A 14,609-nucleotide genomic window follows, 5' to 3' on the forward strand; every position below is an offset into this window, starting at 1 on the left:
TGTGAAGCACCCGATCTAGGGCAAGCGCGTCGCACGCTCGAATCGGTACGACGCGCGTGATGACGCGAACACGTACAACGGGACGATCTCGTCAAAACGCAGCAGACGCGTTCGGGTTCCAGCGCGAAAAGGCGCTGGCGTGTTGTTCGATGAATGACGGACGCCGACGGTTTGATTGCGTCATCAAGAGCGTGGCTTGACGGACACCGCAGCAAGACGCGCTTTCACCTCAGGACGCCGAAGTCTGACGGACGCCGACGGCATCATAGCGTGACCAAGAGCGTGGCTCGACGGAAACCTTAGGACGACGCGTTTCCCCTCACCGAGCCGAAGTCTGACGGACGCCGACGGCTCGATAGCGTGACCAAGAGCGTGGCTTGACGGACACCGCAGGGCGGTGTGTTTTCCCCTCACGAAGCCGAGTCTGACCGACGCCGACGGCTCGATCGCGTGACCTACAGCGTGGATCGACGGAAACCGCAGGGCGGCGTCCTCTCCCCTCAGGAAGAAGAAGCCGAAGTCTGACGGACGAGCCCGCCACTCGCCTTACCGAAACGCGCGCTGGCGACACGGTTTCGGCCGCCCGCTTTCGCCGCGTACAGTCCCGCGTCGGCGGCTCCGAGCAGCGCCTTCGCTGTCTGGCGCGAGGCGGCGTCGCGGCAGGCGAGGCCCACCGAGATGGTGACCACGGTGCCGGGCCTCGGCGCGGGCAATGCTGCGCTTTCGACTGCCGCGCGGAGCTTCTCGGCGATCGCGAGTCCCGCTGCCGCGTCGCATGCCGGAAGCACGACGACGAATTCCTCGCCGCCGTACCGGGCAACGAAGTCGCCGGTGCGCGCCAGCGTCTCGGTCAGCGCGTGCGCGACCTTTCTCAGGCAGTCATCGCCGGCCAGGTGCCCGAACGTGTCGTTGTAGGCCTTGAAGTTGTCGACGTCGATCAAGAGCACGCAAAGCGAATAGCCCGAGGAGGCGGCGAGCGCGTGCTCGCGGCTGTATCGCTCATCGAAATATGCGCGGTTGAACACGCCTGTCAGCCCGTCGCGCGCGGAACTCTCGAGCAGCTTCTCATGCGTGTCGGTGAGCTTGCGATACAGCCCGGTCGTCTCGTAGATCAGCATCCCGAGAACCGCGCTGGACGACAGCATCGAGGCGACGCGCGCCGCGTACCAGCCGACGCTGTAGCGCGCGCCGGCCGACAGCGTGAGCGTCACGTCGATCAGCGCCGCCAGCAACGCGACGGCGAGCCACAGGTCCATCAGCGAGCGCAGCCGGGTGGTCGAGACGTGCAGGCCGAGCGCGGCGAGACACGTTGCCTCGACAATCAGCGCGGCCGGGCTGCTCGACAGATTCGAATACGAGCCGCCCGATGCCACGACGACCGGCAGAACGTCCTTGCCCACGATGGCCAGCGCCGCGCAACACGAGGCGAGGGACAGCGCGCCGAGAAGCGCCACGTGTCCCGATGCGCGATTGCGCAGGCTCGGCGCCCAGGACCGCGCGGCCAGCGACACGGTGACGAGCGCGGGGAATCCGCCGTGCCAGAACACCCATATCCAGATGGCGGTTTGCGGGCCGGCGCCGAGCAGGCCGCCCGCGGAAAAGACGCCGGGAAACACTATCAACTGGATGGCCGCGATCAGGCTCACGAAGGCGTACGCACCGCTCAGCGTCGCGAAGAGAAGACGCCCGGAAATGCGGTACTGAGTCCACAGCAGAAAGGCCGTGAGGCCCTCGGTGAGCGTGACCCAGGTCGCGAAGATCGGCAGGAACGGGACGATGACCGGACCGGGCTGCCGGGCATGCGGCCATACGATGAAGGCGCCGATCAGTGCAATAGCGGCGGTGATGGCCGCGGCGAGGCGGTCCTTCGACGTCGATGGCAGGTGAATAAGCGAAGTTTGCACTGCGGATCCTCGGTCTGGCCGGCACCGACGCCGAGCGACAACTGGAATACGGCAATTATCGGAAATTCTTGAGCGAACGCGCTCGCACGGGTAGGAATTTCCGGACGTCGGCAGCGTCGTTTGTAATCAGAAGTCTCCTGGCGCGACCTGAAAGCACGCGAGGCCCTCGGATCGCCACATATCGACGACGCGCTGGCGGTCATCGTAGACGCACAACACGCGCTCGCGCGGAATGGAGCCGTCCTTCAACCATCCGCGTTTGAGCCGGTCGTCGGCTTGCCGATCTCCGGCGCGGCGCATCAGCAGCGTGTCGATGTAATGCATTCCCACATGCAGATCAAGCCACGCTTCGGTTTCGGCGCGTACTTCGTCGCTGCGGCCCGACGCAATCCAGATGCGATGCCGCGCCGCGTGCGTATGCAGCGTTTCGATGACCGGCGCGTTTGGAAGATCGTCGCCACATGCGGCGAAGAACGCCGGCCAGTTGCGCCGTTTTCCGCTGATGTGGTGCACGCGGTGTTGAATCAGTCCAATCGTCCCGTCTAAGTCGAATAGCACAATGTCGCGCATGAGACACCTCCGCTTTCGGAGAAGCAGAGATCGTGCGTGGTCGGTCGGGGAGTGGGCTCGCGGGCATGGCGCCGGACGGTCGCATGATCGAGAGAGCGACGCGTTGGCCTGGCGCGCGGTCACCGTCCTGCGAGCTAGCCAGCGAGCGCAAGCGGGCTCGCGCAGACGCTTAATCGCGAACGGTCGCTATCGCAACCGGGGAAGGGGTGATCTTATATAACAGCCGTCTGTCGACGGCGGGGCGCGTCTGCGGTCGATGTCGCTAAGGCGCTAGCGCCGGGCGTGACGCCGACCGATTAGAAGCGTCGCGGACAGGACCGCGACGATCGAATAGATACGAGAGCGCGAGCCCCGCTGCATTGTGTCCGTCACGCGTGCGGCCGGCCTCGCTCAGAGATGGACACGCATGGCGGCACTAAGCGCATCAGAGCGCATTACACGACCGCCGCGCCGCTCGCACAGTCTCGTTCTACCCGAGTGCCGCGCACGGCAACGCGACAAGCCGCCGTCAGCGGATCAACTCGGCTGTTTATGTTTGTGATGATGATGCTTCAGACGAAGCGTCGAATGTTTCCCTGAGGGACCGGCAGGCGCGCCGGTCTCGCCGTTGCCATTCGGCGTGCCGACGCCCACTCCGCCGCGGCCGGCGCCGTTACCGCCGGGTAGGCCGCCGGCGTTGCCCTGAGCGAGCGCGGCGGTGGATAGGCCCCACGCGAGGGCAGTCGTCACTATGCACTTCGTTGCAATGTTCATCGCTTGTATTGTCCTTGAGTTGGCCGGCTCACACCGGACTGCGTCGCGCAGTGTCCGTTGCCGTCGCGGCGGTAGAGCCTCGCAATCGACGGTCCCACGTAGGGACGAGACCGCGACGCGCCGTATTAGAGCGAAGATTTATGACGATGCCGCGACAAGGCGATGCTCTCATCGCACGTCTCGAACGACAGCGCGGCGCGTCCAGTCATGCACTTGCAGTTGCACTAAGTGGCGCTCAAGTCGCGGTCCGGACAGCCGCCGTTATCGGCGGCAGCAGGAAAAGCATTCGGCCGGGAAGACCGTGTTTTCACCGCTTTTTCGTGAGATACCCGATGTCCGATGCCGCATACACTGCTTTCCATGGCGAGCAATCAAATGCCATGAATCGCGAAACGAACGTCACCGAGCAAGCCGGCCTACCTTTATTTTTCCGGACGCAGCGGTTGTCGCAGTAGCGGTTGCAGCTCGTACTATCGAGGGAGCAGTCCGAAGGGAAAGTTGTTTCGATTATGTGGTTCTTAAAGCCGTACCGTTGCAAGCATAAGCCCCGGCCATCGCATGATGGTCGGGGCTTTGTCTTTCTGGCACAGATGCTTTGGAGCCGGCGCTATCGTCTATCTTAAGAGCTTATTGCAGATAGGTTACCGTTTGTTAAAACGGATGCGGCCAACGCTACCGTTAATTATTCTTCTCACGGTTTGACAAAGGTTAGACGAGCGGCCTCATGGTCGATTTGGCCTGGCCCCGAATAGAAAGACGTTCAGACAGCGGACTTCACGGCTTCTTCGAGGAGAGACCGTGCTGATTGAACCGAACCTGAGAGAGACGAACATGATCATCTATCACCGCGGCGCGGCCTTCGAGCCGCGAATCATTCCGGCCGGCAACGGCTTCGTGGCTTCTGTCGCCGTGCTCGAGGAAGACGGCCACGCCACATCGCTCGGAAAGCTCGGCATGTTTGCCAACGAAGAGGGCGCCATCAATTTCGCCGTTCGGTGCGCGACCGCCTTTATCGAAGGCGACGAGATGCCGCTGCCGCCGTTCCGGGTGCACGCGTAGAACCGCTACGAAGCGAAGAACGGCCAAGCGGCGAATCGGACCGCTTGGCGCTTCCTGCAGACCAGCGCCAGTGACTGCCTGCGCCTGACACGTATCTAATCACGCTCGCTCATTCGGGCGAGCGCCGCTTGCGCGGCCTCTCGCCCGTGCGCCCAGTGGGTTTCGATCGCCGCAGCGGTGAACTGTCCGTCCTTGAAGTGCGATTCGCGCTGCGAGAACGCGTAGTCGACCGGCACGATGCGAACCGGCCGCGCGCCCCCCAGCGCCGCGGCATTCATCAGTTGCGGGTCGGATTGACGTTGCGCCGCCGGAATACATTCCAGCGCATGAGCGAGCAGGGCTCTCAGGCGCTGCGACTCGTCGAACGCCTGATGATAGGCAGCCGCGCGGCTACCGTGCTCGATGTTCTTTTGCCGGATTTCGGCGTCGGTCAGATTGTCCGGCACCTGGCCCTCGGGGGTCCACAAATCGGCACGGAAGATGATGGTTTCGACGTCCGCAGGCGCCGTCTCGACGATACGTTGCAGCGGGGCGGCGGATACGAGCGAGCCGTCCCAGTACCACGCATCGCCGATCTGCACGGCTGCGAACCACGGCGGCAGCGAGCCCGACGCGACGATCATCGGCGCTTGCAAACCGCCGGCGCGATTATCGAAGTAATGCGGCTCGCCGGTCGCCACGTTCGCCGCGATGACACTTACCTCCGTCGCACTGCGATTCAGTTCGTCGAAATCGCAAAGGCTCGCGAGCGTCTGATAGAGCGGGCGCATATCCATGATGCTGGCGAGTTCCGGCGCCTGGCTGCCGGTCGTCCACGGCACGGCGAGGCGTCGCGTGAAGAATCCCGGCAGGCCCGCGCTGATCGCGTAGCTTTGATCGGCTTCGGCCAGCATGCGGCGAAAGTCGTCGTTGGCGAATGCCAGTCCGCCGATCAACGACGCCATCCGGTCGCGCAGCGTCGTGCCGGGAACCGACACGCGATGATAGAACTGCCTGAGCCGATCGACGCGATGCTCCAGCGCGTTGCCGAAGAAGATCGCGGCGTTGATGGCGCCGATCGACGATCCGCAGCACGCGTCGATCTGGATGTCTGCATCGTGCAATGCTTCGAGCACGCCTGCCTGAAACGCGCCGATCGCGCCGCCGCCTTGCAACGCCAACGCGATACGCGGGCGATTGCCTGCGCCGTTATCTTGCTGCGCCATACATTCTCCAGTTGCACCGGTGCGTTGCGCTCGAATCCCCGCAGGCATCGGCTCACATGAAATCGCGACGCCCGAGCCGGGCGGCCGCCGTCACTGCGTCCGAGCGGGCGCGCATTCCGTCTGAAACCAGTAGTCGACGAGGCGCTGTGCCTGCTGCAGGTCGTCCGGGTAGTAGGGATCGTCGTAGAAGGGAGACGGGTCGTAGCCCGCCTTGCGCAGCGCCCCGAGTTCCACTTGATGCTGGGCCATCGTAGAAGGGCTCGCGTTCGTTCTGAGCGCGGCCAGATCGCGGCATTCCAGGTCCGTCAGATGCCGGCCCGGAGGGGGCATGCCACCCGCGACGCATCCGGCGAGCAGGAGAAGCGCCGCCGACGCTAGCTGAGTCTTTGTCCGAATCTCGCGCATGGTGCGTCAGCGGCCGGCTAGTCGCCGCGCTCCGGTTCGATGTTTTCGTGCGGGTACATGGCGGCGTGAGGCCGCTTGTTCCGCGCTTCGTTGCCCTTTTGCCTTAGCGGTGAGGGATGTCGACAAGTGCGGGCACCGCCTGTTTCATTGATGACGCCCGGCTCGCGCTGGTCCGGCATGGTTGTCTCCCCGTTGTTCCACGACCGAGGAGCAAGCACTGTTCCGCCGGGCAAGTGGCGCGCGCAAGTGATGTCGATGTTCGTACTGGTCACACGGCGCCGGTTCGCTGGGTCGAAGGGCCGTCGCGTCCAGCAAGTTACGGTGATCAATCCGGCGGAGGCGGGACACCGCGACCGGGCCTTTTGACGCAAGCACATCGTTACAAAAAGAGTAAGCGGTGGTAACACTGTCGTGTAATAGCCGCGGTAAAAGTGTTACGCGGAAACAATTGCCGGTATGCCCATCTCTGTGAATATTGAAACTTACGTTCAACTCGCAGCTTATCTGCTGAATTAAATGTCAGTCTCAAACACATGCATCGAACATACGAAGCGTCAGACAACCGCCATTGTTGGCATAAACAATCAGCAGATAACGTTTGCAACCGCGAATCGAACCTCCGTGAACGTTTGCCACTGTAACTTTTTGTTGCAGATCGCTGCGATTAGCCAGACAATTGCTTCGCGCTGTGAGTCACGGCGCGCCAGACGCCAAACACGGTCACAGTTACTCGGTAAGCCAGCCATGACACACGCCAGCCCAGACCTTTCGTCCATCCGCGAGTTGAACCTGTCCTACTTGACGCTCGCGCGGCGTGTTTTGGCGTCCGACCGCGAAGCCGCGCAGGCGCACCTCGGCCTGTCGGCGGAAATCGCGGACACGCTCTTGAATCTCTCGCCGGCGCAAACCGACAAGCTGGCTTCGTCGTCGCAACTGCTGTGCTTCTTCCGCATGAGCGCGGACGAAATGCTCGGCGGCCTCGCGAGCCGCAGCCACGATGCGCCGGTCGCGGCCCTGTCCAACGCAGCTCTCATTGCCGCCTGACCATGAGCACGACCACGTCTTCGAAAAGCCTCGCCGAGGAAGCCGCTCAGGTTATGCGCGCAATCACGCTCATCAAGCTGGGCGCGCGCATGCAGGTGCTCGAATCAGAATTCCCGAAGCTTTCGCGCGACCGTCTGATTCGTCTGTATCGGGAAGTGAAGGGCGCTTCGCCGCCCAAGGGCATGCTTCCGTTCTCGGAAGACTGGTACCTGACGTGGGGACCGAATATCCACGCATCGATGTTCGCCAACGTGTATGCGTTTCTCGAGCAAAACAGCGCGAACCTCGATCGCGTCGACCTGTTGAGCCGCGCCTACGCGCTGTACGCCGAGCACTTCACGCTGAACGGCGAAGCACTGCAGATGGATCTGACGCGCGCGTGGACCTTCGTGCGCTTCAAGGAAGCCGGCATCCTGCGCCTCGCCGGCTGCACGCGCTGCCGCGGCAAGTTCGTCGTGCACGCGCACGAACCGACGCACGGCATGGTCTGCGGCATTTGTCAGCCGCCTTCGCGGGCGGGCAAGACGAAGGCGAAGGCGGCGCGCGAGCAGAGCGCGACGCTGCGGGCGGCTTGACACCGCATTGCTCAAGCGCTTGATCGGCAAGCGCCGCCGCATCCAATCGCACCGCGCCTCCCCATTTGATGCTTTACGGCCTTCGACGTGTCTTGAAGGCTTTCGCGTTATTGCATCGTCGAGGTCGCGCTCGATAGTCGACCACTCCCGCATCGGTGGCTAGCCCACGACGCTCGATCGCTCCGTCAGAACAACCGCCGACGATCATTAGTTCTACCGATCAAGTCGTCACGCGCGTCGCGTAATCGGTAAAAAATACATATCAGCGAGCAAATACTGGGAATTCGAGGTAAAGCTTCCGTGCCTTCTGCCGATACTAAAAAAGGAAGGCGACAGTAACCAGCGATCCAGATCCGACAGGCGATCCCTGAAGGAACTCAGCCACCGGCGACCGGCCGCGCTACCGCAGCAAGTTAGCGAGCGCCTTCCTCCGAACACGTCTTGAACAACCGGTCCCCGGAATCCCAAATGAACCTGCACAACTTCAAGGTCGGCGCCCGCCTGACCATCGGCTTCGGCATCGTCGTCGCGTTGCTCGTCCTCATCGCCACGATCAACTTCGTCAATATGCGCGGTCTCGATAGCGAGATCACCGTCATCACCGATGACCGGATGGTCAAGGCGGCAGAGGTGAGCAAGGCTAAGGACTCGGCGAGTCAAACGGTGCTGCGGCTGCAGCGCGCCGCCATCACCGGAAAACCCGAGGATATCGCCGCCATGCAAGTCGGCGTCCTCGAAGCAGCCAAAGCCACATCGCAGCGGCTCGAGAAAGTCGACCGCATGATCACGACGGCGCGCGGGCGGGAGCTCTTTAACGCGCTCGTCGAGGCGCGCGCGGCCAACACCGCAGCGCGTCAGGAAGCGGTCAAGCTGCTGACGGCGGGGCAGATCGAAGACGCGCGCGCTCAAATCGCCGGACCGGTTGCAACCGCACAGGCCAAATACTTCACGGCGCTGGACGCGCTCGTCGCGCATCAATTCGAACTCGCCGACGAGTCCGCCCGGCACGCTCACGCCGCGTATGACCGCGCGGTCGCGCTGTCTTTCGGATCGACGATAGCGGCGGTGCTGGTCGCGATCGCGGCGATGCTCGTCATCACGCGATCCGTGACGAGGCCGCTGGGCGACGCGCTCGCGGCAATGAAGGCGCTGGAGCAGGGCGATCTGACGCACCGCGTGGAGGTCGTCGGCCGCGATGAACTCGCCACGTTGATGCTGGCGGTGCGAGCCGCGTTTGAGAAGCTCTCGTCGCTCGCAAACGGCATCAAGGAGTCCGTCGATGTCATTCGAACCGCGTCGGGCGAAATTGCCGCAGGCAGCACGGATTTGTCGTCACGTACGGAACAGCAGGCCGCCTCGCTCGAGGAAACCGCAGCCAGCATGGAAGAGCTGACCGCGACGGTCAAGCAGAACGCCGAGAACGCGCGACAGGCGAGCGGCCTCGCGGACAACGCGAGTACCGTCGCGAACGAGGGCAGCGCAATCGTGAGCCAGGTCGTGGACACGATGACCGGCATCGAAGATAGCTCCGCGAGGATTGCGGAGATCATCGGCATGATCGAAGGGATCGCGTTCCAGACCAACATCCTCGCGCTCAATGCCGCGGTGGAAGCGGCGCGAGCCGGCGAGCAAGGCCGGGGCTTCGCCGTCGTGGCGAGCGAAGTGCGCAGTCTCGCGCAGCGCTCGTCGGCGGCGGCCAAGGAGATCAAGGAACTGATCGAAACGTCGGGCAGCCGGGTGCAGGCCGGAACCGAACTGGTGGCGCGAGCCGGCGACACCATGCAGCGCGTGGGCACCGCGATCAAGCGCGTGACCGACATCATGGGCGAGATCGCATCGGCGTCGAACGAACAGAGCCGCGGCATCGAGCAGGTGAATCAGGCCATCTCGCAGATGGACGAAGTCACGCAGCAAAACGCGGCGCTCGTCGAAGAAGCGGCGGCAGCGGCCGGCTCGATGGAGGACCAGGCGAAGCATCTGACCGCCGCCGTTGCCGTGTTCCGCACGACGCAGTCGTTCGCCGCGCCGACGACCGCCAGCTACGAACACAAGCCGGCGCGACCGCCGCTCGCGAAAAAAGCGCCGGCGGTGACGCGTGCGGCGAGTCCGTCGGTGGCGGTCGCGGCGACCGCTGACGGCGACTGGTCGACGTTCTGAGCCGGACGGGTGCTGCCGTGCGGCTGACAAACCGGCGCGCGGATCCGGCGGCGCCGACTCACGCAACCTCGCCTTGCCACGAAGAATCGCAGGGCGAGTTTCTTATCCGGAACGAGGTGGGTGACATGGTCAAGCAACTGCATGAGCTTCGCCGTCGGCTGGCGGCGATGGAAAACGATATCGCACAAGAGGCGATCGAGGCAGTCGTCAAGGCTTGTTTCGAGCTGGACGAATTCCTTCGATCGAGTGGCGGTCCGCCGGGCGACACCTCGCGTTGCCCGAGCACGTAGCGAGCTAGCCCTCTCGCATGGCTGGGTGCGGGGCCATGCGCGGGACAGTACAAAGAGAAAGGATTGACAGATGGTTAAGACGGAAATGCGTTTGCTGGTAGTCGATGACTTGACCACCATGCGCAGTTTGATTCGAAAGATGCTCAAGGCGATCGGCTATACGCTCATCGACGAAGCAGTGGATGGCGTGGCAGCGCTCGAGAAGCTCAAAACACAGCGGTTCGATCTCATCATCACCGACTGGAACATGCCGAACATGGACGGGCTGACCCTCTTGCAGGAGATTCGCAAGTCCGAGGATCACGCCGACGTTCCGGTCCTGATGGTGACGGCCGAGACCCGGCGCGAGAATGTCATCGCGGCGATTCGCGCCGGTGCGAACGGCTATGTGGTCAAGCCGTTCTCCGAAGCGGCGCTCGCTGACAAGCTGGCCCAGATCGCGCCGCTTCAACAAACCGCCGCGCCGGCAGATCGCGGCGCATCCGTGTTCGGTGCCGTCTTCATGAACGCGTGATTGGCCTCTTTTACACTTTGTTTCAAACTGTTGCAGTTGCCCGGAAGCCTTGCTGTGTAGGGCTTCCGGGAGAATGCCAAGGTTTTCGCGGGATCGGCAAGCGCTTCGGATGGTAAAGGTTTCAACGCAGGCACCGTTAAGCATTAAAGCCAGCGAGAACCGAAACCATGAACATCCAGACCTTCAAAAGCGCAGATTCCTCGAACCAAATCACCGTGAAGCGGGCGGCGAGTACCAGTGCCAAGCTCAGCGCCGGCACCGCGCAGCCGGTCGCACCGGCAGCGACCGAAGGCTCGACCATCAGCCTGTCGTCGACTGCCGCGTTCTCTTCCCACGCTTCCGATATCGATACGGCCAAGGTGGAATCCATCAAGGCCGCATTGAGAGACGGGACCTACAAGATCGACTCGGCGGCCGTCGCGGACGGCATGCTGGGTACGGCACGCGATCTCCTGCCGGCGGCATCGCGCTAACCAGACGCCAATTTTGCCGGTGCGGCTGTGTGCTCTGCCGCCGCGCCGCGATTCTTCCGGTATCGACCGGACTCAGACAGCGACGCGCGACTCCCGGACTCGTAGAAGCAGCAGTCCTGGCTGCGTCGTCTGCTCGCGAGAGCGGCCAGACGTTCGTCTCGCTCAAAGTCCGCTCGCGTTGACCGGAATCGCGATCCGCACACGAAAGCCGCCGCCCGGCTCGTTGCCGATCTCGCAGGTACCGCCATGCTCACGTGTCAGTCGCGACACGATGGCAAGCCCGAGTCCGCTATGTCCCTGACTGCCGCGCGCCGGATCGAGCCGGACGAACGGTTTCATTGCCGCGGCGAGCTGCCCTTCGGGAATGCCGGCCCCGTGGTCGCGCACCGAGATCATCCAGTGGTTTTCCTGCAGCGCCGTCGCTATTTCGATCGGCGGCGCGCCATGCTCTAACGCGTTGTCGACGAGGTTCGTCACGACGCGATCCAGCATGCCCGCAGGCAGCGTGAACGCCGGACCCGCGCGCAGGTCCAGCGAGAAAAGGCGTTCTTCATCAGGATCATGAGACGCGGGAAACTGCTCGCGAAGAAACGCATCAACGCCGACCGGTTCGCCCTTCTCGACGGGCTGGCCCGCGAATTCGAGAAATTGCTGGACGACGTTGGCGAGCGAGTCGATGTCGCGAAGCAATTCGCCGCGCTCGGTGTCGCACGCGAGAAGCGTGGCGCGCAGTTTAAGCCGCGTGAGCGGCGCTTTGAGATCATGCCCGAGCCCGGCAAGCATGACCGCCTGATTGTCGTCCGCTTCGTTGAGCCGCCGCATCATGTCGTTGAACGCGCCGATCAGCTCGCGAACTTCCTGCGGTCCTCGCTGCGGCTCGGCCGGCGGGCGTCCTCCTGATCCGAAAGCGCGAGCCGTGCGCGCAAGTCCAGATAGCGGGCGTTGCATCTGCCATGCGACGAGCACGGACAGAACGATCGCCGCGGTCAACAACGAGAGCGTTTCGAGGATATGGCGCGGAGGCGGCGGCGTGTCCATCGGCACGACGAGCCACGATGGCTTGCCCGGAAACCGGACCCAGAGATGAGGCGGGCGTTCGTCATCGAACGCCATCGCGGTGCCGGGCGGCAATGCTGCGCTCAGTTCTCTGATCAGGTCTCTTAACGGCGGCGCGTTCGATTGATGCAGCTTCACATGCGTCGGATCGAGTTCGGCCGAAACGGATCGCACGCGCATGGCCGGCGCGAGTTCTTTACCGCTTACCGTCTCGCCGTTTGCCGCGTGCAACGCAAGCACGAGTCCTTGCGCGAAGCCGTGCATTTGCTGGCGCGGTCTTTCACCGGCCATTATCCAGAACCAGCAGAATTGCATGCCTACCAGCACCACGACAGACATGATGGTCATTCTGCCGAACAGGGAGTTGAGCGGATTCTTCATGCGAGCGTCACGCCGGATCAGGCTTTGCCGCGTCGGCGTTCGCGTCCGCATCTGCGTCGGGCACGAAGACAAAACCTTTGCCGCGCAGCGTCTGAATGTATTTCGGGCTCGACGGATCGCTCTCGATGATGCGGCGCAAGCGCCAGATGGGGACGTCCAGGCCGCGATCCTGAAAGCTCACTGCGTCGCGATGCACGAGGTCATGAATTAGGACTCGCGGCAGCACCCTATAGGGGTGATTGACGAAGACCTTGAGTAGAGCGAATTCGCTATCGCGCAGCGGGATTTGCCTTCCTTCGCGGCTCAACATGCGAGTTGCGAAGTCGAGCTCGAAGGGCCCGAAGCAAAAACGCGCGCGTGCTTCGGGGGCGCTCGTCTGCGCCGGACCTCTGCGGCGCAGCACGGCTTGAATGCGCGCGAGTAATTCGCCCGGATCGAAGGGCTTGACCAGATAGTCGTCGGCCCCCAGCGAGAGCCCGGCTATGCGATCGGGAACCGCCCCGCGTCCCGTGACGAAGATCACCGGGATGTCGTCGCCCGAGGCACGAAGCGCCTTGAGAGCCGAGAGCCCGTCCGTGTCCGGCATCATGATGTCGAGCACGATGACCGATGGACGCTCGGTTTCGAGCCGCCGTTGAAGGTTCTTCGCATCATGCAACACGGATACTTCCATCCCGTTTGCTTGCATGAAGCGGCGTAGGAGGTCGCGTACCACGGCGTCGTCATCGACGATAAGAACATGAGGCATCGTTAAGTTGGCAGGGCGGAGCTGGCAGGCAACTTGCCCGTAGTGATTTCAGAACAAGGTCCGATGATACGCCGGGTGCCGCCCGCGATGCCGCTTAAGCCGACGTGCTGACGAACATGCCTCGCGCGCCCGCGCCGCCGCTTTGCAGATTGCTCGCCAGCGTCGTCAGAAACGTCTGAAGCGTGGCCGTTGCCGTGCTCGACGTGCCGCTGCTGTCCGTAGAGCCACCGAGCGCCGTGATCAGATTCTGGAAGTCGCTCGACAGCGTGCTGGTGTTGGTCGAATCGCTTGTCGAGTCGCTTGTCGAACTGCTGGCGCTGCTCGCCGTAGTCGCGCTGGTGCTCGACGTGCTGCCCGATGTAAGCGATTGCGCGAGGCTCTCGATTGCCGAGGCGAGATCGTTGCCATAACCCTGCGCATGAGCAGGCGGCGGCGGAGGCGGCGGCGCCGAGTTGGCCGCAGATGAAACAGCGGTACTCGTCGTTGCGTCCGTGCTGCTATCGGTGGTATCGCTCGAAGCTGTCGTGGTGTTGCTGTCGCTGCTGCCATCGCGCGGCGGCAACGGAGGCGCTCCGTTCTGACTGCCGAGCGTCTGGAACAGATCGCCCATGAATTGTTGAAGCGCAGACGCGACCGAGTCAGACGAACTCGTCGATGACGTGCTGCTGCTCGAAGCAGTGGTCGACGACGTAGTGCTTCCGTCACTCGATGACGTGCTCGAATTCGACGTGATGCCGAGTTGTGCGAGCGCCGCGGCAATGGCGGCCGCGAGCGGGTTGGTGCTCGAGTCCGCGCTCGACGACGAGTCGACGCTGCTCTGCGACGCGCTCTTCTTCGAGTAGCTCGTTTGCCAGATCTGTGCACTGGACGTAGCACCGGACAAAGACGAGATTGACATACATGTCCTCCAGGTTTTTCGGCGAATCCGTTCGCTAGACGTGGGCTAACGTTGAAGCCCGAGCGATATAACGGCTGTGATGCTTGCGCCTTGATGCAATGCCGCGTGCGTTTGCCTTACCGAAACTTTCCCGGGCGGAGTTGCCAGCGGCCTTAGCTGTTAATGTTCGGCCGGGTAGATGATCGACGCGTCTCAACTCCGGCCTTCTGACCTCGCAGGGCGCCGGGGTCTTTCGCCGACGGACCGAGAAACGCTTCGGTCCGTCGGCGCTTTTATTCTCCATCCCGCTATGCAGCCGTCGAGACAATCGTCGCTTGCGCGAAGCAGCCGACTATACGTCTAGCGCGCTGTCTTCGCGATTCAAACCGACGGCTTATCCCTAACCGATTCTTACCGGCCGGAACAGGGCGCATCGGCGCCTTGTATAGTGCGCAGCGCGCGAGCTTTCGTCATATGACCGAAGCGCGGTCCACTCTCCGCTGGACTGCTTCTATCTCACTAGAGCAGCTTCCAATTCACTACCCTTCGCGAAACAGCGGAACACTCGCTAATGCAAACGATTGTCCCTTGGAGTCCA

The 14,609-nt window shown here is 63.0% G+C and carries 15 protein-coding genes; 8 read left to right on the forward strand and 7 right to left on the reverse strand.

Annotated elements, in window-relative coordinates; translation table 11 throughout:
* Nucleotides 1-500: 500 nt before the first annotated feature.
* The gene (locus tag HWX53_RS19410; protein ID WP_244140187.1) at nt 501-1,904 is read right to left on the reverse strand and encodes a sensor domain-containing diguanylate cyclase; all 1,404 of its coding nucleotides are present in this window, start codon (nt 1,902-1,904) and stop codon (nt 501-503) included.
* 126 nt (nt 1,905-2,030) lie between these two features.
* Nucleotides 2,031-2,474: a hypothetical protein gene (locus HWX53_RS19415; protein ID WP_175943823.1), complete on the reverse strand. Its 444-nt coding sequence runs from the start codon at nt 2,472-2,474 to the stop codon at nt 2,031-2,033.
* A 1,584-nt stretch (nt 2,475-4,058) separates the two neighbouring features.
* On the opposite strand from HWX53_RS19415, the gene HWX53_RS19420 reads away from it, so the two are divergent.
* Nucleotides 4,059-4,286, forward strand: a complete 228-nt coding sequence (locus HWX53_RS19420; RefSeq protein WP_175944046.1) for a hypothetical protein — start codon at nt 4,059-4,061, stop codon at nt 4,284-4,286.
* 95 nt (nt 4,287-4,381) lie between these two features.
* On the opposite strand, the gene HWX53_RS19425 is transcribed toward HWX53_RS19420, so the two are convergent.
* Together HWX53_RS19425 and HWX53_RS19430 are read right to left on the reverse strand one after the other, a co-directional pair.
* A complete protein-coding gene (locus HWX53_RS19425) occupies nt 4,382-5,491 on the reverse strand; it encodes a patatin-like phospholipase family protein (protein ID WP_175943825.1) in 1,110 nt (369 codons plus the stop codon).
* Nucleotides 5,492-5,581: 90 nt separating this feature from the next.
* On the reverse strand, nt 5,582-5,896 hold the full coding sequence (locus tag HWX53_RS19430) for a DUF4148 domain-containing protein (RefSeq protein ID WP_175943827.1): 315 nt from the start codon (nt 5,894-5,896) through the stop codon (nt 5,582-5,584).
* A gap of 744 nt (nt 5,897-6,640) precedes the next feature.
* Between HWX53_RS19430 and HWX53_RS19435 the strand changes: the two genes are divergently transcribed.
* The 6 genes from HWX53_RS19435 (at nt 6,641) to flgM (ending at nt 10,949) form a co-directional block, all read left to right on the forward strand.
* Nucleotides 6,641-6,940 (forward strand): flagellar transcriptional regulator FlhD, encoded by a 300-nt coding sequence (locus HWX53_RS19435; protein ID WP_175943829.1) that lies wholly within the window; start codon nt 6,641-6,643, stop codon nt 6,938-6,940.
* Between the two features lie 2 nt (nt 6,941-6,942).
* Entirely contained in the window at nt 6,943-7,515 is a 573-nt protein-coding gene (gene flhC / locus HWX53_RS19440) for a flagellar transcriptional regulator FlhC (protein ID WP_175943831.1), read from the forward strand.
* A gap of 468 nt (nt 7,516-7,983) precedes the next feature.
* Nucleotides 7,984-9,672, forward strand: a complete 1,689-nt coding sequence (locus tag HWX53_RS27960; RefSeq protein WP_175943833.1) for a methyl-accepting chemotaxis protein — start codon at nt 7,984-7,986, stop codon at nt 9,670-9,672.
* A 125-nt stretch (nt 9,673-9,797) separates the two neighbouring features.
* Nucleotides 9,798-9,962 (forward strand): hypothetical protein, encoded by a 165-nt coding sequence (locus HWX53_RS19450; RefSeq protein ID WP_175943835.1) that lies wholly within the window; start codon nt 9,798-9,800, stop codon nt 9,960-9,962.
* 70 nt (nt 9,963-10,032) lie between these two features.
* Nucleotides 10,033-10,476 carry a response regulator gene (locus HWX53_RS19455; protein ID WP_175943837.1) on the forward strand — a complete coding sequence of 148 codons (444 nt, stop codon included), beginning with the start codon at nt 10,033-10,035 and terminating at the stop codon, nt 10,474-10,476.
* Nucleotides 10,477-10,643: 167 nt separating this feature from the next.
* Nucleotides 10,644-10,949 carry a flagellar biosynthesis anti-sigma factor FlgM gene (gene flgM, locus HWX53_RS19460; protein ID WP_175943840.1) on the forward strand — a complete coding sequence of 102 codons (306 nt, stop codon included), beginning with the start codon at nt 10,644-10,646 and terminating at the stop codon, nt 10,947-10,949.
* A 162-nt stretch (nt 10,950-11,111) separates the two neighbouring features.
* Here flgM and HWX53_RS19465 read toward each other — a convergent pair whose 3' ends face one another.
* From HWX53_RS19465 to HWX53_RS19475, 3 genes are all read right to left on the reverse strand, one after another.
* Complete coding sequence (locus HWX53_RS19465) at nt 11,112-12,386, reverse strand: ATP-binding protein (RefSeq protein ID WP_175943842.1); 1,275 nt, start codon at nt 12,384-12,386, stop codon at nt 11,112-11,114.
* A gap of 7 nt (nt 12,387-12,393) precedes the next feature.
* Entirely contained in the window at nt 12,394-13,134 is a 741-nt protein-coding gene (locus tag HWX53_RS19470; RefSeq protein ID WP_175943844.1) for a response regulator, read from the reverse strand.
* Between the two features lie 94 nt (nt 13,135-13,228).
* Complete coding sequence (locus HWX53_RS19475; protein ID WP_175943846.1) at nt 13,229-13,744, reverse strand: hypothetical protein; 516 nt, start codon at nt 13,742-13,744, stop codon at nt 13,229-13,231.
* A gap of 49 nt (nt 13,745-13,793) precedes the next feature.
* On the opposite strand from HWX53_RS19475, the gene HWX53_RS19480 reads away from it, so the two are divergent.
* On the forward strand, nt 13,794-13,976 hold the full coding sequence (locus tag HWX53_RS19480; RefSeq protein ID WP_175943847.1) for a hypothetical protein: 183 nt from the start codon (nt 13,794-13,796) through the stop codon (nt 13,974-13,976).
* The last annotated feature ends 633 nt before the right edge of the window (nt 13,977-14,609 follow it).

The organism is Caballeronia sp. BCC1704 (assembly GCF_902833455.1).
GTDB lineage: Bacteria > Pseudomonadota > Gammaproteobacteria > Burkholderiales > Burkholderiaceae > Caballeronia.